The 20,983-nt window shown below is 63.1% G+C and carries 22 protein-coding genes and 1 tRNA gene; 12 read left to right on the plus strand and 11 right to left on the minus strand.

The window, feature by feature from the left end:
- Positions 1-241 precede the first annotated feature (241 nt).
- The 5 genes from AC0NIH_RS18435 to phaC all read right to left on the minus strand — a co-directional run bounded on the left by AC0NIH_RS18435 (position 242) and on the right by phaC (position 4,554).
- Entirely contained in the window at positions 242-538 is a 297-nt protein-coding gene (locus AC0NIH_RS18435; protein WP_023778760.1) for a hypothetical protein, read from the minus strand.
- Between the two features lie 457 nt (positions 539-995).
- Positions 996-1,070 (minus strand) — tRNA-Glu (locus AC0NIH_RS18440).
- Entirely contained in the window at positions 1,056-1,214 is a 159-nt protein-coding gene (locus tag AC0NIH_RS18445; RefSeq protein WP_473460616.1) for a hypothetical protein, read from the minus strand. The genes AC0NIH_RS18440 and AC0NIH_RS18445 overlap by 15 nt, the downstream gene beginning before the upstream one ends.
- A 46-nt stretch (positions 1,215-1,260) precedes the next feature.
- Complete coding sequence (locus AC0NIH_RS18450; protein ID WP_473460614.1) at positions 1,261-2,502, minus strand: YcbK family protein; 1,242 nt, start codon at positions 2,500-2,502, stop codon at positions 1,261-1,263.
- A gap of 216 nt (positions 2,503-2,718) precedes the next feature.
- Positions 2,719-4,554 carry a class I poly(R)-hydroxyalkanoic acid synthase gene (gene phaC / locus AC0NIH_RS18455; protein WP_287270498.1) on the minus strand — a complete coding sequence of 612 codons (1,836 nt, stop codon included), beginning with the start codon at positions 4,552-4,554 and terminating at the stop codon, positions 2,719-2,721.
- 98 nt (positions 4,555-4,652) lie between these two features.
- Between phaC and AC0NIH_RS18460 the strand changes: the two genes are divergently transcribed.
- The 8 genes from AC0NIH_RS18460 (at position 4,653) to recJ (ending at position 11,730) form a co-directional block, all read left to right on the plus strand.
- Positions 4,653-5,045 carry a hypothetical protein gene (locus AC0NIH_RS18460; protein WP_473460612.1) on the plus strand — a complete coding sequence of 131 codons (393 nt, stop codon included), beginning with the start codon at positions 4,653-4,655 and terminating at the stop codon, positions 5,043-5,045.
- Between the two features lie 59 nt (positions 5,046-5,104).
- Entirely contained in the window at positions 5,105-6,322 is a 1,218-nt protein-coding gene (locus AC0NIH_RS18465; RefSeq protein ID WP_023763574.1) for an LL-diaminopimelate aminotransferase, read from the plus strand.
- A 37-nt stretch (positions 6,323-6,359) separates the two neighbouring features.
- Positions 6,360-7,673 (plus strand): homoserine dehydrogenase, encoded by a 1,314-nt coding sequence (locus AC0NIH_RS18470; protein WP_023763575.1) that lies wholly within the window; start codon positions 6,360-6,362, stop codon positions 7,671-7,673.
- 110 nt (positions 7,674-7,783) lie between these two features.
- Positions 7,784-8,140, plus strand: a complete 357-nt coding sequence (locus AC0NIH_RS18475) for a hypothetical protein (RefSeq protein WP_023763576.1) — start codon at positions 7,784-7,786, stop codon at positions 8,138-8,140.
- Positions 8,141-8,210: 70 nt separating this feature from the next.
- Entirely contained in the window at positions 8,211-8,378 is a 168-nt protein-coding gene (locus AC0NIH_RS18480) for a Thivi_2564 family membrane protein (RefSeq protein ID WP_023763577.1), read from the plus strand.
- Positions 8,379-8,582: 204 nt separating this feature from the next.
- Positions 8,583-9,566 carry a class II fructose-bisphosphatase gene (glpX, locus tag AC0NIH_RS18485; RefSeq protein WP_473460609.1) on the plus strand — a complete coding sequence of 328 codons (984 nt, stop codon included), beginning with the start codon at positions 8,583-8,585 and terminating at the stop codon, positions 9,564-9,566.
- Positions 9,567-9,691: 125 nt separating this feature from the next.
- Complete coding sequence (locus AC0NIH_RS18490; protein ID WP_474025268.1) at positions 9,692-9,853, plus strand: DUF6434 domain-containing protein; 162 nt, start codon at positions 9,692-9,694, stop codon at positions 9,851-9,853.
- Positions 9,854-9,948: 95 nt separating this feature from the next.
- Positions 9,949-11,730: a single-stranded-DNA-specific exonuclease RecJ gene (recJ, locus tag AC0NIH_RS18495; protein ID WP_473460607.1), complete on the plus strand. Its 1,782-nt coding sequence runs from the start codon at positions 9,949-9,951 to the stop codon at positions 11,728-11,730.
- A 21-nt stretch (positions 11,731-11,751) separates the two neighbouring features.
- Here the strand turns inward: recJ and AC0NIH_RS18500 are convergent, their stop codons facing one another.
- The 4 genes from AC0NIH_RS18500 to folE all read right to left on the minus strand — a co-directional run bounded on the left by AC0NIH_RS18500 (position 11,752) and on the right by folE (position 14,694).
- Positions 11,752-12,309, minus strand: coding sequence for a dihydrofolate reductase family protein (locus AC0NIH_RS18500; protein WP_473460605.1), 558 nt, complete (start codon positions 12,307-12,309; stop codon positions 11,752-11,754).
- 106 nt (positions 12,310-12,415) lie between these two features.
- Entirely contained in the window at positions 12,416-13,390 is a 975-nt protein-coding gene (locus tag AC0NIH_RS18505) for a patatin family protein (RefSeq protein WP_198028405.1), read from the minus strand.
- An 81-nt stretch (positions 13,391-13,471) separates the two neighbouring features.
- Positions 13,472-13,930: a phosphoribosyl-AMP cyclohydrolase gene (gene hisI, locus AC0NIH_RS18510; protein ID WP_023778770.1), complete on the minus strand. Its 459-nt coding sequence runs from the start codon at positions 13,928-13,930 to the stop codon at positions 13,472-13,474.
- Positions 13,931-14,058: 128 nt separating this feature from the next.
- Positions 14,059-14,694, minus strand: coding sequence for a GTP cyclohydrolase I FolE (gene folE, locus AC0NIH_RS18515; RefSeq protein WP_013895157.1), 636 nt, complete (start codon positions 14,692-14,694; stop codon positions 14,059-14,061).
- A gap of 241 nt (positions 14,695-14,935) precedes the next feature.
- On the opposite strand from folE, the gene AC0NIH_RS18520 reads away from it, so the two are divergent.
- Positions 14,936-15,382, plus strand: a complete 447-nt coding sequence (locus AC0NIH_RS18520; protein ID WP_023763581.1) for an iron-sulfur cluster assembly scaffold protein — start codon at positions 14,936-14,938, stop codon at positions 15,380-15,382.
- Here AC0NIH_RS18520 and AC0NIH_RS18525 read toward each other — a convergent pair.
- A complete protein-coding gene (locus AC0NIH_RS18525; RefSeq protein ID WP_473460601.1) occupies positions 15,379-16,293 on the minus strand; it encodes a LysR substrate-binding domain-containing protein in 915 nt (304 codons plus the stop codon). The two genes, AC0NIH_RS18520 and AC0NIH_RS18525, sit on opposite strands and share 4 nt — an antisense overlap.
- A 326-nt stretch (positions 16,294-16,619) precedes the next feature.
- Between AC0NIH_RS18525 and yidD the strand changes: the two genes are divergently transcribed.
- Entirely contained in the window at positions 16,620-16,988 is a 369-nt protein-coding gene (gene yidD, locus AC0NIH_RS18530; RefSeq protein ID WP_473460599.1) for a membrane protein insertion efficiency factor YidD, read from the plus strand.
- Positions 16,989-17,129: 141 nt separating this feature from the next.
- A complete protein-coding gene (blaOXA, locus tag AC0NIH_RS18535) occupies positions 17,130-17,951 on the plus strand; it encodes a class D beta-lactamase (RefSeq protein ID WP_473460597.1) in 822 nt (273 codons plus the stop codon).
- A 5-nt stretch (positions 17,952-17,956) separates the two neighbouring features.
- Here the strand turns inward: blaOXA and AC0NIH_RS18540 are convergent, their stop codons facing one another.
- Entirely contained in the window at positions 17,957-18,793 is an 837-nt protein-coding gene (locus tag AC0NIH_RS18540) for an SAM-dependent methyltransferase (protein WP_473460595.1), read from the minus strand.
- Between the two features lie 209 nt (positions 18,794-19,002).
- Here AC0NIH_RS18540 and thrS point away from each other — a divergent pair, with 209 nt between their 5' ends.
- Entirely contained in the window at positions 19,003-20,979 is a 1,977-nt protein-coding gene (gene thrS / locus AC0NIH_RS18545) for a threonine--tRNA ligase (RefSeq protein WP_473460593.1), read from the plus strand.
- Positions 20,980-20,983 lie beyond the last annotated feature (4 nt).

The raw sequence follows: 20,983 nt of genomic DNA on the forward strand, positions 1-20,983 counted from the left end.
CTTGGCATCCGAGCAGGCTGGTGCGGCAAACATCAGCCGGCCCGCGTCATCGGTCCCTCCGTGGCGCGGGCTTTTTCTCCAGGTCAGGAGAGGCGGAGGGTCGTCTTGTTGTCTTGGCCGCCGAACAGTTGTCGCCACCGACGTAAAACCGCGCCAGCGCACGTTTGTCCCTAGTCTCTGTCCTACGCCGCGCTTCCTGCCCGCGACGCCTGGCGTCAACCCTCGACGGTTGAGGTGCAAGTCACGATCCCGACATTTCGCCGGCGACGCCCTCCTGATGCCCCTGCCGGTTAGGCCCGGTGCTTACTGGCCCGCCCGCCCCAAGTGCCGGGCCGCTGCTTCCGATAAGTGCCTCAAGTTCACCAAGCGTAAATTCAATCAGGTACCGGTATTTTGAATCATTCGAGTAAATGCCCTCGGCATCAATCGATATCATCGGGCCGCCCGCCCCAGATTTGACATCGCCATCAATCAGCGGTCGATCGAAGATGGTTCGAGAAGTTCCTTCCCGTTTGGCAGGCCTGACCAGCATCCGCATTGCGTTACCCCGTTATATCTGCCCTGTGCGCCGGGCGAAGCCTGCGAACATTCCGGAAAAGCCTGCCGCTCCACTATCGTTCCAGCCTGTTTGGCGCGTCAGACCTTTGCGCCATCGTCTAGGGACCTTAGCCCTACCTGCTTGGGTGGGAGCCCCGCCAGCGCGCGTTTCCGCCGAACCCCGCCGACAAAGCCGATGATGCCCAGGATCACGCCCCAGCGAAACATGGTGGCGATCATGGGGATGTCTTCCGCAGCCTGACCCCGGCGCGGCCGCCATTCTCAGGGATGAACTCGACGCCGGCCGCGTCTAAAGCCGCTTGCACCGCAGCCATTGAGTGGCCTGGCGCCGTGGCCTCGGTCTTGATCCTGGTGACGGTGTTCCGGTGCACGCCAGATTTCTATTGGCCAAAAATTGGTCAGGTGATGGGCCAATGCCGCTAAGTGCTTGAGATCTCTGGTACGCCCAAGGGGAATCGAACCCCTGTTACCGCCGTGAAAGGGCGGTGTCCTGACCGCTAGACGATGGGCGCGCTCAGATGAAAGCGGCTTATACTGGCGTTGCGCGCAACCGGCAACCCGTCAGGTGCCGCCTTGGACAACTTTTTTCCAGCCCGCCAAATCGGCAATTTCATCAGCATCGGCAAGGTGTTGATATCTGTCCGGCCGCCCGCCATGCCAAGGTCTCCGCGAAAGAACTTCGCCTGAGTGACGACTTTGCCGCTAGCCGTCGTCACCGCCGCTGCGGCGCCGGCAGCGCCAGTTCCAGTCGCGCTCGGGGCCGACGTCGACGTGGACCGATTCGGTGTGGCAGTAGGTGCCGACGCCGCCGCGGCCGGGCATCGTCCTGATGTAGCTCGCCAGTTCCCATTTGGAGACGCCGGGCACCTGGATGTCGGCGGCGGCGCAGTACATGTGCAGTGAATTCTTGGCGCCGTTGGCGCGACGGTTGCGGGCCGGGTCGCGATAGCCCGAGGTCACCATCATCTTGCGGCCGTAGTGGCCCTCGATCGTCTTCAGCACGCGCACCAACGACGGCTTCAGGCAGGCGACGTCGACGCTTTCGTTCTGCTTCAGCAAACCATTGGGCGCGAGCCGCGCCATGCCGGCGGCGGACGCGACCTGATAGCTGCCGCCCGAGCCTTCGTCCTCGTTGAGATCGACGTCGCTTTCGTCGTCGATGCCGGATTTTCGCTTGATCTCGAACAGGGCGGTCTGGCGCACGCCGGGCAAGGCATCGCTGCCGGTGATGTGGCCGGCTTCATCCCCCGTGGAAGCCAATTGTATCGGTTTTGCCGTGGAATCGGCCGAGGCCAGCGTGATGATCGGCTTTGCCGCTGCCGGCGCCGGCTTGGCCTGTACGGCCGGCTGCTCGCCCGATCGCGCGTTGATCAGCGGAGCGGGCGCCGCCGAAGCGGGCGTGGCGCCGAACATCGAGGCCAGGAAGCCTTTTTTCTTGGGCGCCTCGGCTTGCGGCATTTCCCCGGCGGTCACATAGACAGGATTGTTCATCGCCGGTGCCGCGGCCGGCTTCGTCACGCCGGCATCGGCGGCGGCGATCTTCTGGGTGACAGCATCGGTCTGCTGCGCCGTCTGGGCGGGCTGCTGCAGGGCCTGCGGTGTTTGTCCCGCGATGGTTTCAACGCCGGCCGGCATCGCCAGTGGAAACGCGGCCTGGGGCTTGGCCACCGGCACATAGGCGACCTTTTCCGGCAGCGCCGTATCGCTTTCGCTCATCACGGTCGTCTGCGTGGTCGCCATCTGAGACGACGAATCGGCGCCGGCGGCCGGCTTGCCGGAGGAGGTATTGATGTCCGATGCGGAGGCATTGTAGCCGGGCATTCCAACCGACATCGTCTGGTCGCCGGCCGATGTGCAGGAGGCCAGGAGCACCGAGCAGAGCGCTGCCACAATGGCGCGGCGTTCTCCCTTTGCGAGGCTCCATCCTGCTGATTTCAAAGTCAAATTCCCCCTCGATGTCCGGTCGGTATGTCCTTGGCGCGGAACCAAGATATCCGCGTCGAGGTGACCTTTGTCTCCGATCCGGAAACGAGACCTGTGTCAAATCCGCAAGCCTGGAGATATTTTTGCAGGGATCGCCGAATTACGGACGCTTGAAGGTTGACGACACCATTTCGCCCGCTTTTACCGGGCCGTCAACTCACCACACATTACAGTCCGTTACACACGCACCTTCACATAGGTGCCGGGAGCATCGCCCAAGGTTTTCATATGCTTGCCGGGTGTGCGGGCAGGCACGCGGGTGTTGTCCTTGGCCTCTATCCAGCTTTGCCAATGCGGCCACCAGGAGCCCGGATGGTCGGTGGCGGCGGCGATCCACTGGTTGAAATCGCACGTCGGCGGGCCGCCCGTCCAGTACTGATACTTATTGGACGCGGGCGGATTGACGACACCGGCGATATGGCCGGAGCCCGCCATCACATACTCGACCTTGCCGCCGAAATATTTCGAACCGAGGAAGACGGACAGGGCAGGCGCGATGTGATCTTCCCGGGAGGCGAGGTTGTAGATCGGAATGGTTACATCGCCGAGCGAGACCGTGTGGCCCGCCAGTTCCATCGTGCCGCGCGAGAGGTTGTTCTCGAGATAGCAGTTGCGCAGGTAGAAAGAGTGATTGGCGGCCGCCATGCGGGTCGAATCGGCATTCCAGTAGAGCAGGTCGAAGGGCAGGGGATCCTTGCCGCGCATGTAGTTGTTGACGACATAGGGCCAGATCAGGTCGCCGGAGCGCAGCATGTTGAAGGCGGTCGCCATTTTGGTGCCGTCGAGATAGCCCTTTTCGTTCATCGACTTTTCCACCGCCGCGACCTGTTCTTCGTCGACGAACACTTTCAGGTCGCCGGCATAGGTGAAATCGACCTGCGTGGTGAAGAAGGTCGCCGACTTGATGCGGTCGTCACCTTCCTTGGCCATCAGCGCCAGGGCGGCAGCCAGCAGCGTGCCGCCGACGCAATAGCCGATCGCGTTGACGTCGCGCTCGCCGGTCGCCTTCTCGATCGTGTCGAGGCCGTATTGCAGGCCTTCCCGGATATAGGCTTCCCAGCTCTTGGCGCCGTGGCGTTCGTCCGGATTGATCCAGGAGATGACGAAGACGGTGTGGCCCTGCTCGATCGCCCAGCGAATGAAGGATTTCTGCGGGTTGAGGTCGAGAATGTAGAACTTGTTGATCCAGGGCGGGCAGATCAGCAGCGGTCGTTTCAGCACCGTCTCGGTTGCCGGATCATACTGGATGATCTCGGCCACGTCGCTGCGGCCGACCACCTTGCCGGGCGTGGTGGCGATGTTCCTGCCGATCTCGAAGGGCGAATAGTCTGCCTGACGCAGCTTCAGGTCGCCCTTGCCGGCGGCGATGTCCTCGGCCAGCATCTTCATGCCGCGCACCAGGTTCTCGCCGTTCGAGGCAACGGTTTCGCGAAACAGTTCCGGATTGGTCAAGATGAAATTCGACGGCGAGATGGCGTTGGATACCTGCTTGACGTAGAAGCTGGCCTTGTGGCGGGTGTGCTCGTCCAGACCTTCGGCGTGCTCGACCAGTTCGGACGCCCAGCGCGAGGTGACGAGATAGGCCTGCTTGAGAAAATCGAAGAAGGCGTTGCGGCCCCATTCCGGATCCTGGAAACGCTTGTCGCCGCGCTCCGGCTTGACGGCATCGTCGGCGCCCTCGGCGCTGGGGCTGACGCGCTGGATGGCGTTCGCCCAAACGGTCATGTAGCCGGCGAACAGTCGCGTCTGCGCTTCGAGCGCGCGCTGCGGGTCGGCAAGCCAGTATTCGCTGAGCTTGGAGAAGGTCTTGACCATGTCGACGACGGGTTCGGCGACGTGGTCGCGCACTTCGCCCCTTTCGCGCGGTTCGGCCCAGGCGGAAGCCGCCTTGCCGGCCTGCTCGACCATGCGCGCCATATTCAACGCGAAGCGTTCCGGATCCTTCACCAGATATTGCTCGACGGTCGAAGGCTCGTCATCTTCCGCTTTGCCCGAATCGGGTGTTTTGGACATGGTTCGCGGGGTTCCTCCCGAAGCGTTTTCTTGACATATTAACATGGGACATCCGGCAGGGTCCAATCTCGCTCTACCCCGGCTGCCAAGGAAACAATATGACGATTAAGATTGGCGAGACTGTTTTTTTTGACGCCGGACGCTTTTGCCGCATCGGCGCGGCGATCGTGCTGCTGGGCATTGCCGGGTGTTCGAGCACCAACACCAGCGGACCGGTGCCGTTGGCGACGGATGCGGGCCCGAAGGATACAGGCTCCTTTCCGAACCTGAACATCAAACCGCAAGTGGCGGCCCCACAGTTCACGGAAGCGGAGAGGAACGCCAAGCTTGCCGAACTGAAGGCCGATGAGAATGCGCAGGGCTCCAAAGGCGGCGCTGCCAACGTCTCCAATCAGGCGGCGCTGTCGGACCTTGCGAAGAAACACGGCCCCCAGACGTTGAAGCAGATCGAGAGCAAATGCGATCCCGCCCTCGACCCTACCTGCAAATGAGTATATAGCGCGCGCCCAACGCCTCGGATTTCCGGGGCCCTTCGATGTCTGGAACTGCCATGGAAGAATTTCACAAGGTCCGCCGGCTTCCGCCCTATGTCTTCGAGCAGGTCAACCGGCTCAAGGCCAGCGCCCGTTCGCGCGGCGCCGACATCATCGACCTCGGCATGGGCAATCCGGATCTGCCGACGCCAAAGGCCATCGTCGACAAATTGTGCGAGGTGGTGCGCGACCCGCGCACGCATCGTTATTCCTCCTCGCGCGGCATTCCGGGCTTGCGCCGCGCGCAGGCCGCCTACTATCAGCGCCGCTTCGGCGTGAAGCTCAACCCCGACACGCAAGTGGTGGCCACGCTCGGCTCGAAGGAAGGCTTCGCCAACATGGCGCAGGCGATCACCGCGCCCGGCGATGTGATCCTGTGTCCCAATCCGACCTATCCGATCCACGCCTTCGGCTTCATCATGTCGGGCGGCGTCATCCGCTCGCTGCAGGTCGAGCCTGACGACGGCTTCATCCCGGCGGTCGAGCGCGGCATCCGCCATTCGATTCCGAAACCGCTGGCGCTGATCCTCAACTATCCGTCGAACCCGACGGCGCTGGTCGCTTCGCTCGATTTCTACAAGGACGTGGTGGCGTTCGCGAAGAAGAACGACATCATCATCCTGTCCGACCTTGCCTATTCGGAGATTTATTTCGACGGCAATCCGCCGCCTTCGGTGCTGCAGGTTCCCGGCGCCATCGATATCTGCGTCGAGTTCACCTCGATGTCGAAGACTTTCTCGATGCCCGGCTGGCGCATGGGCTTTGCCGTCGGCAACGAGCGGCTGATCTCGGCACTGACGCGGGTGAAGTCCTATCTCGACTACGGCGCCTTCACGCCGATCCAGGTGGCGGCGGCGCACGCGCTCAACGGCGACGGCGCCGATATCGCCGAAGTACGCGACATCTACCACAAGCGCCGCGACGTGATGGTCGATGCCTTCGGCCGTGCCGGCTGGACCATTCCGGCCCCGGCCGCCTCGATGTTCGCCTGGGCACCGATCCCGGAGCCGTTCCGCCATCTCGGCTCGCTCGAATTCTCCAAGCTGCTGATCGAGCACGCCGACGTGGCGGTGGCGCCCGGTGTCGGCTTTGGCGAACATGGCGACGATTTCGTGCGTGTCGCGCTGGTCGAGAACGAGCACCGGATCCGGCAGGCGGCGCGCAACATCAAGCGCTTCCTGTCGAGCAGTGCCAAGCAGCCCAACAATGTGGTGCCGCTTTCCGCCCACCGGTAGATACAATTCCGATCTGATTTGAGGGACGTCGCCTTCCATGGCTGAAGCATTGCGTGTTGGAATTGCCGGACTTGGCACGGTGGGCGCGTCCGTGGCGCGCGTGCTGCGCGACAAGGCGGCGGAACTGACCCGGCAATGCGGGCGCGACATCATCGTGTCAGCGGTTTCGGCGCGCGACCAGAAACGCGACCGCGGGGTCGATCTCGGTTCGGCAACTTGGTTCGACGATCCGGTCAAGATGGCGCAGACGGCCGAGATCGACGTGTTCGTCGAACTGATCGGCGGCGACGAAGGCCCGGCGCGATCGTCGGTGAAGGCCGCACTCGAAGCAGGCCGCCATGTCGTCACCGCCAACAAGGCGCTGCTCGCCAAGCATGGCGTGGCACTTGCCGAGATCGCCGAGAAGAAGGGCGTGCTGCTCAACTACGAGGCTGCGGTGGCCGGCGGCATTCCCGTCATCAAGACGATGCGCGAAGCGATGGCCGGCAATTCGGTCACCCGCGTGTTCGGCATCCTCAACGGCACCTGCAACTATATCCTGACCCGCATGGAGGCCGAGGGCATCTCGTTCGACGCCTGCCTGAAGGACGCGCAGCGGCTGGGCTATGCCGAAGCCGACCCGACCTTCGACATCGAGGGCCACGACACTGCTCACAAGCTGTCGATCCTGACCAGCCTTGCCTTCGGCACGAAGATCGCGGCCAACGACATCTACATGGAAGGCATTTCCAACATCACCCAGGCCGACATCCGCGCCGCCGGCGACCTCGGCTACCGGATCAAGCTGCTCGGCGTCGCCCAGCGCACCGAAAGCGGCATCGAGCAGCGCGTGCATCCGACCATGGTGCCAACGGCCTCGGTCATCGCGCAGGTGCATGGCGTCACCAATGCGGTGGCGATCGAGACCGACATCCTCGGCGAGCTGCTGCTTTCAGGCCCCGGCGCCGGCGGCAATGCCACCGCCTCGGCCGTCATCGGCGACATCGCCGACATTGCCAAGAGCCGTCCCGGCTTCCAGCATGGACCCGTCTTCGGCCGGCCGGCGAAGGAGTTGAGGCCCTACAAGAAGGCGCAGATGCGCAGCCATGCCGGCGGCTACTTCATCCGGCTGACCGTGCATGATCGCATCGGCGTGTTCGCCGCGATCGCCAAGCGCATGGCCGACAACGACATTTCGCTGGAATCGATCGTCCAGCAGGCGATCGGCGGCGAGGCGGTGGCACAAAAGACGGTGATCCTGGTCACCCACGAGACGACAGAGGCGGCCGTGCGCAAGGCCGTCGACGGCATCACCAAGGACGGCCACCTGACCGACAAGCCGCAGGTCATCCGCATCGAACGGGCCGGATAGCGCCGCGCCATAGCGCTTTGGTTGGTTCGGGTCGGTGCCGGAGGCGGGATTGCCGGAACCAATCCTTGCCGGCGTCGTTCTCCTGAGGTCCCCAAACCGAAGGAACCGCAATGGCCGAAGCATCGAAATCCGATAGCCCTCAAATCGACGATGTCCAGAAGACGCTGGAAAAGCAGATCGCCGAACTGCGCAAGGAGATCACCAAGATCAACAAGAGCATCTCGGCGCGCGGTGCCGAAATGCTCGACGATGCCAGCGAGCAGGCTTCCGATTTCTACGATACGGCGGCATCCCGCGCATCACGGACGGCACAGCAGTTGCGCAGCCAGGCCCAGTCGGTTTCGGAAGTCGCGCGCGAAAATCCCGGCACGACGACCGCCGTGGTTGGCGTGATCGGCCTGCTCGGCTTTCTCGCCGGCCTGGCCGTCGGCCAATCGATGAACGACACATCGCGCCGCTGGTATTGACGGCGCCGGTACTCAGCCGGCGTTGCCGGCTCGTTTCCCTGCTTCAGGAAATCATTTCAAGGAGGGTACCATGGCTTCGTCCGCGCTGATCGGCATCCTGATCACGTTCCTCGTCATCATTCTCGTCCTCTATTTGGTGCAACGCCTGCCGCTCGACGCCAGGATGAGACAGATCGCCCAGATCATCGTCATCATCATAGGCATCGTTTCGCTGCTCAAATATCTCGCGGTTTTCTAGGCTACGAAGGGCAGGATTTTCCCGTTTCATGCCGGCTTGGTCCCTGTCGACCGGGCCGGCATTTGTTTCAAAAACGCCGTTTAATCGATTGATATTGCTGGCTTTTCGATAAAATCGCCTGACCGGTCTTGCCGTTGTCATGCTCGTTTGACAAAACAGGCGCGCCTCCGGCGGGAGGCGGCCTATAAACGAGGATTTGCCGAAATGAATGTGGCCCAGAACATCGTCGCCGGCCTTGACCGGATACTCACCATGGAACTGGTGCGCGTCACCGAGCGGGCCGCCGTCGCGGCCGCCAGGCTGCGCGGCCGTGGCGACGAGAAGGCGGCCGACCAGGTTGCCGTGGACGCCATGCGCCAGGAGCTCAACCGGCTCGCGATCAAGGGCACTGTGGTGATCGGCGAGGGCGAGCGGGACGAGGCGCCGATGCTCTATATCGGCGAGGAGGTCGGCACCGGCAAAGGTCCGGCGGTCGATATCGCGCTCGATCCGCTCGAGGGCACGACGATCTGCGCCAAGAACCTGCCGAACGCGCTCGCCGTCATCGCGATCGCCGAGAAGGGCAGCCTTTTGTTCGCGCCCGACGTCTATATGGACAAGATCGCCATCGGCCCGGGTTATGCCGAAGGCGTCATCCACATCGATGCGTCGCCGGCCGACAACATCGCCAGCCTCGCCAGGGCCAAGGGCGTCGCTGTCTCCGATATCACGGCCTGCATCCTCGACCGGCCCCGCCACGCCAAGCTGATCGACGCCGTGCGCGCCACCGGAGCCGCGATCCGGCTGATTGGCGACGGCGACGTTGCCGGCGTCATTCACACCACCGACGCGGAAGAAACCGGCATCGATATCTATCTCGGCATCGGGGGTGCGCCGGAAGGCGTGCTGGCCGCGGCGGCGCTGCGTTGCACCGGCGGCCAGATGCAGGGCCGGCTGATCCTCGACACGCAGGAGAAGGTCGCACGCGCGGCCAAGATGGGCATTTCCGATCCGAAGCGCGTCTATCGGGCCGAAGATATGGCGCGCGGCGATGTGCTGTTCGCGGCCACCGGCGTCACCGACGGGAACATGCTGGCGGGAGTGAAGTTCGGCCGCACTACCATCACCACCCATACGATCGTGCTGCGCTCGTCGTCGCGGACCGTGCGCGAGATCAAGGCCAGGCATCAGGATCTGGATAAGTTCTGACACTCGCTTGCGAAGCCCCGCTACAGTTGCTAGCCATTCAGGGGCGAGCCTGAAGCTGGCCGCAAGGATTTGACGATGAAGGCGTTCGACTGGCACGCGGAGCCGATTTCGCGTGCCATCACGGAATCCTATCGCAACACCTAGAATGTGCGTCGCTTTCTCACCCCGGCGATGCGTTCAGGTTCGATCGGCCTTTCACGGCCTGGCTCAAGGACGGTCGGGAAACGACGATGGGGGACGCCGCCGACGAATGGATCCGGCGCCAGGCTGAAAAGCGGAAAGCGTAGTTTTTCTTGAATTGTTCCGTGACGTCTGCCGGCGTGAAGCTTGGTTTTGCCCGCCTTCGGCCTATCCTGCACCGAACTATGAGTCGGCAAAGCGCATGATGGGCGAAAGGCGCCTCTTCCTCGATGTCAGGCAGTCGGCCACAGGTCTCGCCTGGGAGCATCGGCTGACCGAACGGCAGGACATGATCGCGCTTGCGATCGCGCAAGGCCATGGTGTGCCCGACATCGTCGCGCGCGTGCTGGCCGGGCGCGGCGCTACCGCCGATGAGACCGAGCGGTTTCTCGACCCGACAATCCGCGACCTGTTGCCGGATCCGGCATCGCTGACCGACATGGACAGGGCAGCGGCCCGCATCGCGGCGGCGGTGATGGCCAAGGAAAAGGTGGCGATCTTCGGCGACTACGATGTCGACGGCGCCGCCTCGTCCGCCTTGCTGAAGCGGTTCCTGACGCATTTCTCGGTGCCGTCGGAAATCTACATCCCGGATCGCATTTTCGAGGGCTATGGCCCCAATCCCGATGCCATGCGCGAACTCGTCTCGCGCGGCGCGACGCTGATCGTCACCGTGGATTGCGGCACCAACAGCGCGGTCTCGGTCGATGCGGCCAATGCGGCCGGCGCCGATGTGGTGGTGCTCGATCACCATCAGGTCGGCGGCGCCTTGCCGGCGGCGATTGCCGTCGTCAATCCCAATCGCGACGATGATCTTTCCGGGCAGGGCCATCTGTGCGCCGCCGGTGTCGTCTTCCTTGCCCTGGTGCAGACTGCAAGGGTCTTGCGCGGGCTGACCGACGCGCCGCCGCCGGACCTGCTTTCGCTGCTCGATCTCGCGGCACTTGCCACCGTGTGCGACGTGGTGCCGCTCACCGGCGTCAACCGCGCCTTCGTGGTCAAGGGGCTGCAGGTTGCGCGCCAGCAGAAGAATGAGGGGCTGGCGGCACTGGCGCGGGTCTCGCGCATCGGCGAACCAATCAGCACCTTTCATCTCGCCTATCTGATCGGTCCGCGCATCAATGCCGGCGGACGCATCGGCGATGCGGCACTCGGCAGCCGGCTGCTTGCGACCGACGATCCGGTCGAGGCCCGCACCATCGCCGAGACGCTCGACCGGCTCAACCAGGAGCGGCAGCTGATGGAGCAGGAGATGCTGGCGGCGGCCCGTGTCGAGGCCGATGCCGAGCTTGCCGGTGGCAGCGGTCCGGCGATCGTCGTTACCGCCAGCAACAACTGGCACCCCGGCATTGTCGGCCTGCTTGCCTCACGGCTCAAGGATCACGCGCGCCGGCCGGCTTTCGCCATCGCCTTCAATGCCGTGGGCGTCGGTACCGGTTCGGGTCGTTCGGTGTCGGGCTTCGACCTCGGCCGGCTTGTGCGCGAAGCCGCCACCGCCGGGCTGATCGTCAAGGGCGGCGGCCATGGCATGGCGGCCGGCATCACCGTGGAGCGCGCCAGGCTCGGCGAGCTCAGGGCGTTTTTCGAGGAGCGGGCGGCCGCCGACGTGTTTCGGCTGCAGGACGAGGAAAGCCTCGCGATCGACGGCGCGCTTGCCGCCGAAGGCGCGACGCTCGGCCTGCTCGATGCGCTGGAAAAGGCGGGGCCATTCGGCGCCGGCCACGTGGCGCCGGTTTTCGTGCTGCCGCGGCATCGGCTGGCCGACGCCAGGCCGGTCGGCACCAACCACATCCGCTGCGAATTGCAGTCCGACAGCGGCGGCCGCATCCAGGCGATCGCCTTTCGCGCCGTCGACACGGTGCTGGGCGAATTCCTGTTCAAGAACCGGGGCAAGACGGTGCACGTCGCCGGCTCGCTGTCGGGCAATCACTGGAACGGCAACCGCACGGTGCAGTTCCGCATCATCGACGCTGCGCGAGCGTAGTCGCGCCCGAGGCCGTCGAATTCAGCTGGCCGGCGCATAACGCAGCAGCGTCACGCCCTGGCTCAGGCTTTCCGTGCCAAGCGGTCTCAGCGTCAGCGACTGGCCGGACTGGAAGTATGGCTTGCCGCCGCCAAGCACGACGGGATGCATGTAAAGCCTGAATTCGTCGACGAGACCGGCACGCGACAGGGAGGCGGCAAGATCGGCGCCGCCGAGGATGACGAGGCCGTCCGTCTCGGCCTTGAGCGACCTTACGGTGGTCTCGGCATCGCCATCCACCAGCCGGGCATTGGGCCCGACCTCTCGGAGCGTGGTCGAGAATACGATTTTTGGCGTCTCTCGCCACGCGCGGGCAAAATCCCGCTCGACCCCGGTGTCGCCGGTCTCGCGGTCAGGGCTGTCCCAGAACCGCATCATCTCATACATCCGCCGTCCCGCGAGGACGACCGAGGCCTGTTGCATCATGTCATTGAAATGCTGGTGCAGCTCTGGCTCGGGAACGGGCAGGGCGATGTCCCCGTCCGGTCCGGCGATGTAGCCATCCAGGGACGTCAGCATGGAATAGACGATTTTGGCCATCGGCGTGCCTCCGTTCCATCTCTAAACGAGCATAACCAATTGCATTTTGCAATCGGTTTACCTCATGCAGGCAAAATGGAATTGACGCAAAGCCGGTCGGACGAAGCTAAGCCAGAACCGTCTGAAGCCGGGCCAGTTCGCCGATCTGCGCCATGGTCGCCTGGTAGCCGAGCTGGATCGCCTCGTCGGCGCGGTGGAACTCGGTCAGGCCGATATGGCTAAGCTTGGGCTGCAGCGACATGTCGGGCGGATCGCCGGCGAGCCTGGCGCGCGAAATGCGGTCCTGGATGATGTTGAAAGCCTCGACCATGACGCCGGTGATGCCGAGGCGGCTTTGATGCGACTGGTGCTCCGGGTCCGAGTGGCCGAGACGCGGCGCGTCCTTTTCGACAACCAGTTCGCCGGCACTGTGTTTTATCACGGCGGCACGGCCGAACAGGTCGTAGTGAAGGTTGACCGCCACGACCAGCGGCTGCTCGTAAGCGCGGCAGACCGACACCGGGACCGGATTGACCAGCGCGCCATCGACCAGCACGCGTCCGTTGCAATTCACCGGCTCGAACACGCCAGGCAGTGCATAGGAAGCGCGCATGGCTGTGATCAGCGAGCCGCTCGACAGCCAGATTTCGTGGCCCGTGCGGATTTCGGAAGTGACGGCGACGAACGGCTTGGGCAGGTCCTCGAAGCGAACGCCCGCCACATGTTCGCGCAGGCGCGCATCGAGTTTCATGCCGCCGAACAGGCCGCTGCCGCGCAAATTGAGATCGAGCAGGCCGAAGATGCGTCGCCTCGTAAGGCTGCGGGCGAACTCTTCCAGCTCGTCCAGTTTGCCGGCGAGATAACAGCCGCCGACCAGCGCGCCGATCGAGGTGCCGGCGATCATCGACACTTCGATGCCGGCCTCATCAAGCGCGCGCAGCACGCCGATATGGGCCCAGCCTCTGGCGCAACCACCGCCAAGGGCGAGCGAAATGCCTGTTTTCCTGGGTGATTTGGTTTCGGATGCGCCACCGGGCGAGGACAGGCCGTTGGCCTCCCTGACATCCGGTCTGTTACGCAATGACGCCCACTCGAGCATCATGATCTCCCTTGTCCCATGTCCTTTGTAGCGGAAGGACGTTTGAGAATAGTGAACATGAGTGGTTTGTGAATATTGAATGGTTCACAGAGGCTTCCGATACGTTTCTTCCGCATCGAACAGCGGCTTGCTGCCATCGTCGGCAAGCGTCCCCTTGCCATCGACCAGCCCCACCGTCCGATAAAAACATGAACGCCGGCCCGTGTGACAGGTTGCGTCGTGGCCCAACACTTTGACGCGCAACCATATGGCGTCCTGGTCACAATCCGTGAGCATCTCGACGACATGCTGGAGATTGCCCGAGGTTTCGCCCTTTTTCCAAAGTGCGTTGCGCGACCGCGACCAGTAGTGCGCGATGCCCGTTTCCAACGTCAGCGCCAGCGCTTGCGCGTTCATGTGCGCGACCATCAAGAGCATACCGTCGGCCGCATCCGTGACGACGACGGTCACAAGGCCCGAGGCATCGAAGCGCGGTGAAAACACCGCGCCTTCTTCCAAGGCCTTCTTGTCTGACGGAGCTTTTGGAAATTCCACTGCCGACATCGCCGATTTATTTCCTGGCCGGGTTATTTTCCTGTTTGACCATGATCTCTGGACAAACGTTTTCGTTTGTCGGCGAAAACCGGTTTCCACTTTTCGGAATCATGGTCGGGCAATGCCGGTGACGGGGCTTATATCCCGCCGCCACGCACCATGGTGACAAAACGAACCTGCTCCTCGGGCGTGTCCTTGAAGACGCCGGTGAAGGTGGAGGTCAGCGTGGTGGAGCCCTGCTTGCGGATACCGCGCATGGCCATGCACATGTGCTCGGCCTCGATCATGACGGCGACGCCGCGAGGATTGAGCACATCCTGGATGACGCCGGCGATCTGCGCGGTCAGGGCTTCCTGCGTCTGCAGGCGATGGGCAAAGATATCGACGACGCGCGCGATCTTGGACAGGCCGACGACCTTGCCGTCCGGCAAATAGCCGACATGCGCCTTGCCGATGATCGGCACCATGTGATGCTCGCAATGCGAATGGAACTGGATGTCCTTGACGATGACGAGATCATCATAGCCGGCGACTTCCTCGAAGGTGCGGCCGAGTTCCTCCGCGGGGCACATGTCGTAGCCGCCGAACATTTCGCGATAGGCCTTGGCCACGCGCTTGGGCGTGTCGACCAGTCCTTCGCGATCCGGGTTGTCGCCGGTCCAGCGCAGCAATGTGCGCACGGCGGCCTCGACTTCGGCTTCGCTCGGCCGGTCGGTGACCGGCTTTTCCATGTAGGCGGACTGGGGCATGAGTTTCTTGATGACGGCATCCATAAAAAGGCGTCTCCCGTAGTTCCTCTCACAGGAGGAACGAGTTGAACGGACCACGACCTTTCGGTGTCGGAAACTCGCCCCGTTTCCAGCCCCGTAAGCGGCGTGAACTTCCCGGCAAGGACATTGGCTTGCGCAGCCTTGTCGATACCGATCTGCCAGCATTATATAAGGTCATGGCGAGCGAAAGGAAGACACGGCAGCGGCAATCGCTGTTCGCTTGGCGGCGACGGATTGGAAAATAATGATCAACGATGTCTACAATGCGAAAATTCTCGGTTTTGCCGGAAATATCGCGCGCATCGGCCGGCTCGATCACCCCGACGCGACCGCAAAAGCCCATTCCAAGCTGTGTGGGTCGACCGTCACCGTCGACCTCAAGATGCAGGACGGCGTGGTCACCGACTTCGCCCATGACGTGAAGGCGTGCGCGCTCGGCCAGGCCTCGTCCTCGATCATGGCGCAGCATGTCGTCGGCGCGAATGCCGAGGAATTGCGCGCGGTGCGCGAGAGCATGCTGAAGATGTTGAAGGAAAATGGCGAGCCGCCCGAGGGGCGCTTCGCCGACCTGAAGTATCTGGAACCGGTGCGCGACTACAAGGCACGCCATGCCTCGACCATGCTGACCTTTGACGCCGTGGTCGACGCCATCGGCCAGATCGAGAAGAAGCGCGCCGAAGAAGCGGCCTAGGCCTCGCTGGAAGCGCGTCTGCTTTCGGTGAATTCGCTTCTGACCCAGTCGGCGAACGCCAAGGCCGGCTCCGAGAGATCACGCAGACTTCTGGCCACCAGCCAATAGGCACCTGACGCGACGTCGATGTCGAATGGCTTGATCAGTGCGCCGGATGCGACTTCTCCACCAATCTGCAAGAGATCGCCAAGCGCTACGCCATGTCCGAGCAAGGCGGCCTGCTTTGAAAGCGATGCGTCCGCCAGCATGGGGCCTCGCGCGGGTACGGCATCGGGCGGCACGCCGGCTGCCTCGAACCAGCGTGTCCATCCCTGGCGATTCTCCTCATGCAAAAGTGTGTAGTTGGCAAGGTCGATCGGCTTCTCAAGAGGAGGGCCTGAGGCAAGCAGAGCCGGCGACAGAACCGGGGAGTCGACCGTCGAGGCAAGCCGCTCGGCCTGGCTGCGGGGCCACGAGGAAGCGTGGGCGCTGAAGCGAAGGGCGAGTTCAGGCTGACCGCTGCGGAATTCGATCAGTCTGGGATCGACTTCGAGGGACACGTCGATATCAGGCCGTATCTGACGAAACCGGTTGAGCCGTGGGACCAGCCATACCGATGCCAGCGACGGCTCGACGCTGACACGAACCACGGACTGCGCCGGAATCGCGACCAATTCCGAAAGCAATTTGTCGATGTCGTCGAAACTCCTGACCAATTGGGAAAGCAGCCGTCGGCCTGCATCCGTCAGTTCGACGCGGCGGTGATGGCGCTCGAACAGGGGCTGGTGCAGGAAGGTTTCGAGCTCGCGGATCTGTCGGCTGATCGCCGCCTGGGAAACGAAAAGTTCTTCGGCCGCGCGGCTGAAGCTCAAAAGACGGCCGGCGGCTTCGAAACTCCTTAGTGCCGTCAGGGGAAGTCGTCCGCGCTTCATTCGCATAATCTCATGTTATCCGAGCCGGAAATTATACTCGTTTGAAGGCGAAGGCCAGCGGCGGTCTAATCCGTGTCGAAGGAGACACGGGTCATGATTCAGTTCCTGAGCATCCTCGGCGATGTCATGCGGATCGCAACGTTTCAGTGGCGCGACGAGAGGCAGCCCCCAAAGCGATGCGAAGAGCCTGCCAGCCATGACCGGTGGACACATGAGGCCGGCCGGCAGCCATGCCGCCGTTTCCGTTCGTGACAGCAAGGCGGTGGGATTGCGTTCTCCCGCGGATGCCCACATCTATCGCGTGGAAACGCGATACGGAGACAGCAGTGGGCGACTGGCACGGGCATGTGCATCCAGCGGAACCGCCGAGGCGCGGCCGCAACTGGCCCGGCCCGTGGCGCAAGACGCCTGGCCGTCTCCTCGGCACCTCGATCGTACGCCTCTACCAGCTGACGCTGTCCGGCTTTGTCGGCAACTCCTGCCGTCATCTGCCGACCTGTTCAGAATACGCGCATGAGGCGATCGCCAGGCATGGCCTGTGGGCCGGCGGCTGGATGGGATTTTTCCGGGTGCTGCGCTGTGGGCCATTCGGCACGCATGGCATCGACCTCGTGCCGGAAGTGCTGGCGGATCGTTATGTCTGGTTCATGCCCTGGCGGTACTGGCGGATCGGCAAGAAACGCCGGCAGGGGTGATCGTGCCGATGCGCCAATGGGCCGTTTTTACGATCCGGTAGGGTTAACGCAAGCCTGCACAAAGACTGCGCATTTGAGACAAAATCGAGACAAGAGACCTCGTTAAGCCGCTCGCGAACCCCCTTCTGGAGCGAGCATCCCATGCGCAATTTCGACCGTCTTCCGTTCATCCTTGCCGGCGTCCTGTTCCTGCTTGCCTGGCTGCTGGGATTTCCGATGCGCGCGCAGTCGGCGCCGCTTGGCGATGTGCAGTGCACGCTGATCGCCGATGCGGCAAGCGGCAAGACGCTTTACCAGGACGGGATCTGCGACCAGCGGTTCAGCCCGGCCTCGACATTCAAGGTGCCACTCTCTCTGATCGGCTACGATGCCGGGATCCTGAGCGGCGAGCACACGCCGGCCTGGGACTACAAGCCTGAATTCAAAGCGGTGAAGCGGGATCAAAAGACCGTCGATCCGGTGATCTGGGAGCGGGACTCGATCATCTGGTACTCGCGAGAGATCACCCGCCGGCTCGGCAATGAGAAATTTGCCGGCTATGTCTCGAAACTCGGTTACGGCAACAGCGACGTGTCCGGCAATCCCGGCAAGGACGATGGCTTGACCCATTCCTGGGTGAACTCCTCGCTCAAGATCACGCCGGTCGAGCAGGTCGATTTCCTGCGCAAGCTGCTTGCCCGCCAACTGCCGGTGTCGGCCAAGGCGTATGACATGACATCGGCCATCATCCCGACGTTCCAGGCCGGCGGCTGGACCGTGCAGGGCAAGACCGGCAGCACCAGGCTTGGCGGTGACGCGGACAAGGACAAGCGCTCGCTGGGCTGGTTCGTCGGCTGGGCGAAAAAGGACGGCCGCCAGATTGTCTTCGCGCGGTTGGTCGTCGATGCCACCCGCACCGACATGCCCAAGGGACCGAAGACCCGGGCCGCGTTCCTGAAGGATCTGCCGCTGCTGGTGAGATAGATTGGTCAGGTGCTCCGGCGCGCACGGATGATGTGGCCGCCGGAGTTGGCTGTCCTTTCCGTCGGAGTTCTGGAAAGGCGAGCGGCGATATCGCTGCTCTCGAGATCCTCGATCTCGTCGAAGCCGAGGCCATGGAGAGATTGTGCCAGCTCACCGGGAACGAAGAAGCTGATCCATGGCTCCCCGACAGCGGCAACGCGTGCCGCGTGGAAAGCCAGGGCAGCTTGCCCCGCCGCATCGCGGTTCTCAGCCGGTTCGCTGTAGTCGAACACCACCTCCGAGCCGGGAACACCGGCTATCCAGGACAGCGTCTTGAAGATCGCTTCCTTCGTCAGGTAGGGGACGACCCCCAGCCAGATGAAGAAGCTCGGTTCGGTCGACTGCAAACCGGCCGCGGCCAATTCCGCTGACAGGCTCTGCCGCTCGAAATCGACCGGCACGAATGTCGTGGCGGATGGTTCGGCAAGACCAGCATTGGCAATGCATTTGCGTTTCCAGGCCTGCGTCGCCGGGTGGTCGACTTCGAACACGCTGAGATCCGGATACGGATTGCGCAGCGAAAACGTGTCGAGGCCGGCGCCAAGTACGACGAGTTGCCGGATGCCGCGACGAACCGCCGCCGCCAGCCAGTCCTCGGCGAACCGGGCGCGAGCGGTCACGAACAGGCGCATGCGCCGGCGGCGCTCGTCTTCCTGCTCAAGCTCCTGTGCCGTGGGAGCCGCTTCACCCAGTATCGCGATCGCGTAAGGGTCGCGAAACAGCCCCGCCTGCGGTGAAAACTGATGCAGGGCCCTCATACGGGCAACGCCAAGGGCGGTTCGGCTGGGTGTAGCGTCTTCCATGCTGATGATCCCAGTTGGTGTCGTGCCTTTTCGCAAGGTTTTGCGACATCTGTAGCGACGTTTCCTGACGGTTGCGCCAACTACCGCTCTTTACCTGACGCAACGCTGCCTCTAAAACCCGGCCGCTGCTGGTTGTCCATGTGATTTGGCGCATCCGGCTTTACCCCACGACCACCCGCGCTCGTTTGCGGGACTGGATAGGAGATACCATGCTGAATTCCGTTTCCCTGACATTTCCCGACGGCTCCGTCCGCGACTACGACGCGGCGATGACCGGTGCGGGCCTTGCTGAATCGATCTCGAAGTCGCTGGCCAAGAAGGCCGTCGCCTACGCCATCGACGGCACCGTGCGCGATCTCTCCGACCCGCTCGGCAAGTCCGGCAAGGTCGAGATCATCACCCGCGACGATGCGCGCGCTCTTGAGCTCATCCGCCACGACACCGCGCATGTGCTGGCGGAAGCGGTGCAGGAATTGTGGCCGGGGACGCAGGTGACGATCGGGCCGGTGATCGAGAACGGATTCTACTACGACTTCGCCCGCAACGAGCCGTTCACCCCCGACGATTTTCCGGTGATCGAGAAGAAGATGCGCGAGATCATTGCGCGCAACAAGCCGTTCACCAAGGAAGTCTGGTCGCGCGAGCAGGCGAAAAAAGTGTTCGCCGACAAGGGCGAGCGCTACAAGCTCGAGCTGATCGACGCCATTCCCGAAGACCAGGATCTCAAGATCTACGCGCAGGGCGACTGGTTCGATCTATGCCGCGGTCCGCACATGGCCTCGACCGGCCAGATCGGCAACGCCTTCAAACTGATGAAGGTGGCCGGTGCCTATTGGCGCGGCGACTCGAACAATCCGATGCTGACCCGCATCTACGGCACGGCCTGGGCCGACCAGGCGCAGCTCGATGCCTACCAGACGATGCTGGAGGAAGCCGAGAAGCGCGACCACCGCAAGCTCGGCCGTGAGATGGACCTGTTCCATTTCCAGGAAGAGGGGCCAGGCGTCGTCTTCTGGCACGCCAAGGGCTGGAAGATGTTCCAAAACCTGGTCAGCTACATGCGCCGCCGCCTCGACGAGCAGGGCTATCAGGAGGTCAACGCACCGCAAGTGCTCGACAAGAGCCTGTGGGAGACGTCGGGCCACTGGGGCTGGTATCGCGACGCGATGTTCAAGGTGACGGTCGCCGGCGACGACACCGACGACGACCGCGTCTTCGCGCTGAAGCCGATGAACTGTCCGGGCCATGTGCAGATTTTCAAGCATGGGTTGAAGTCATACCGCGATCTGCCCGTAAAACTTGCGGAATTCGGCAATGTGCATCGCTACGAACCGTCGGGTGCGCTGCACGGGCTGATGCGCGTGCGCGGCTTCACGCAAGACGATGCGCACATCTTCTGCACCGAGGAGCAGCTCGCCGCGGAATGCCTGCGCATCAACGACCTGATTCTGTCGACCTACGCCGATTTCGGTTTTGAAGAGGTCAGCGTGAAGCTGTCGACGCGGCCAGACAAGCGCGTCGGAACGGATGAGGCCTGGGATCATGCCGAGGCGATCATGGGCAATGTTCTGGAGACGATCAGGACGCGCTCCGGCAACCGCATCAAGACCTCGATCAATCCGGGCGAGGGTGCCTTCTACGGGCCGAAGTTCGAATATGTGCTCAAGGATGCCATCGGCCGCGAATGGCAGTGCGGCACCACGCAGGTCGACTTCAACCTGCCGGAGCGCTTCGGCGCCTTCTATATCGGCTCGGATTCGGAGAAGAAGCAGCCTGTCATGGTGCACCGTGCGATCTGCGGTTCGATGGAGCGTTTTCTCGGCATCCTGATCGAGAACTACTCCGGCCATTTCCCGCTGTGGTTCGCGCCGCTGCAGGTGGTGGTGGCGACGATCACGTCGGAGGCGGACGGCTATGCGACCGAAGTGGTGGCAAAGCTGAAGGCGGCCGGACTTCTGGCGGAGGCCGACCTGCGCAACGAGAAGATCAACTACAAGGTCCGCGAACATTCGCTGGCCAAGGTCCCGGTCATTCTCGTCTGCGGCAAGCGCGAGGCGGAGGAACAGACGGTCAATATCCGCCGGCTCGGCTCTCGCGATCAGCAATCGCTTGGCCTTGCCGAGGCGATCGCACAGCTGACCGAGGAAGCGATCACGCCCGATCGCCGGCGCAAGCGCGCGGCCTGATCTG

Source organism: Mesorhizobium sp. WSM1386 (assembly GCF_055901595.1).

What these genes read in the sequence shown, in the direction of transcription:
- AC0NIH_RS18435 (WP_023778760.1), bottom strand. Translation starts at nt 538, where the DNA reads ATGCGGATGCTGGTCAGGCCTGCCAAACGGGAAGGAACTTCTCGAACC.
- AC0NIH_RS18445 (WP_473460616.1), bottom strand. Translation starts at nt 1,214, where the DNA reads ATGGCGGGCGGCCGGACAGATATCAACACCTTGCCGATGCTGATGAAA.
- phaC (WP_287270498.1), bottom strand. Translation starts at nt 4,554, where the DNA reads ATGTCCAAAACACCCGATTCGGGCAAAGCGGAAGATGACGAGCCTTCG.
- AC0NIH_RS18460 (WP_473460612.1), top strand. Translation starts at nt 4,653, where the DNA reads ATGACGATTAAGATTGGCGAGACTGTTTTTTTTGACGCCGGACGCTTT.
- AC0NIH_RS18465 (WP_023763574.1), top strand. Translation starts at nt 5,105, where the DNA reads ATGGAAGAATTTCACAAGGTCCGCCGGCTTCCGCCCTATGTCTTCGAG.
- AC0NIH_RS18470 (WP_023763575.1), top strand. Translation starts at nt 6,360, where the DNA reads ATGGCTGAAGCATTGCGTGTTGGAATTGCCGGACTTGGCACGGTGGGC.
- AC0NIH_RS18475 (WP_023763576.1), top strand. Translation starts at nt 7,784, where the DNA reads ATGGCCGAAGCATCGAAATCCGATAGCCCTCAAATCGACGATGTCCAG.
- AC0NIH_RS18480 (WP_023763577.1), top strand. Translation starts at nt 8,211, where the DNA reads ATGGCTTCGTCCGCGCTGATCGGCATCCTGATCACGTTCCTCGTCATC.
- glpX (WP_473460609.1), top strand. Translation starts at nt 8,583, where the DNA reads ATGAATGTGGCCCAGAACATCGTCGCCGGCCTTGACCGGATACTCACC.
- recJ (WP_473460607.1), top strand. Translation starts at nt 9,949, where the DNA reads ATGATGGGCGAAAGGCGCCTCTTCCTCGATGTCAGGCAGTCGGCCACA.
- AC0NIH_RS18500 (WP_473460605.1), bottom strand. Translation starts at nt 12,309, where the DNA reads ATGGCCAAAATCGTCTATTCCATGCTGACGTCCCTGGATGGCTACATC.
- AC0NIH_RS18505 (WP_198028405.1), bottom strand. Translation starts at nt 13,390, where the DNA reads ATGATGCTCGAGTGGGCGTCATTGCGTAACAGACCGGATGTCAGGGAG.
- hisI (WP_023778770.1), bottom strand. Translation starts at nt 13,930, where the DNA reads ATGTCGGCAGTGGAATTTCCAAAAGCTCCGTCAGACAAGAAGGCCTTG.
- folE (WP_013895157.1), bottom strand. Translation starts at nt 14,694, where the DNA reads ATGGATGCCGTCATCAAGAAACTCATGCCCCAGTCCGCCTACATGGAA.
- AC0NIH_RS18520 (WP_023763581.1), top strand. Translation starts at nt 14,936, where the DNA reads ATGATCAACGATGTCTACAATGCGAAAATTCTCGGTTTTGCCGGAAAT.
- AC0NIH_RS18525 (WP_473460601.1), bottom strand. Translation starts at nt 16,293, where the DNA reads ATGAAGCGCGGACGACTTCCCCTGACGGCACTAAGGAGTTTCGAAGCC.
- blaOXA (WP_473460597.1), top strand. Translation starts at nt 17,130, where the DNA reads ATGCGCAATTTCGACCGTCTTCCGTTCATCCTTGCCGGCGTCCTGTTC.
- AC0NIH_RS18540 (WP_473460595.1), bottom strand. Translation starts at nt 18,793, where the DNA reads ATGGAAGACGCTACACCCAGCCGAACCGCCCTTGGCGTTGCCCGTATG.
- thrS (WP_473460593.1), top strand. Translation starts at nt 19,003, where the DNA reads ATGCTGAATTCCGTTTCCCTGACATTTCCCGACGGCTCCGTCCGCGAC.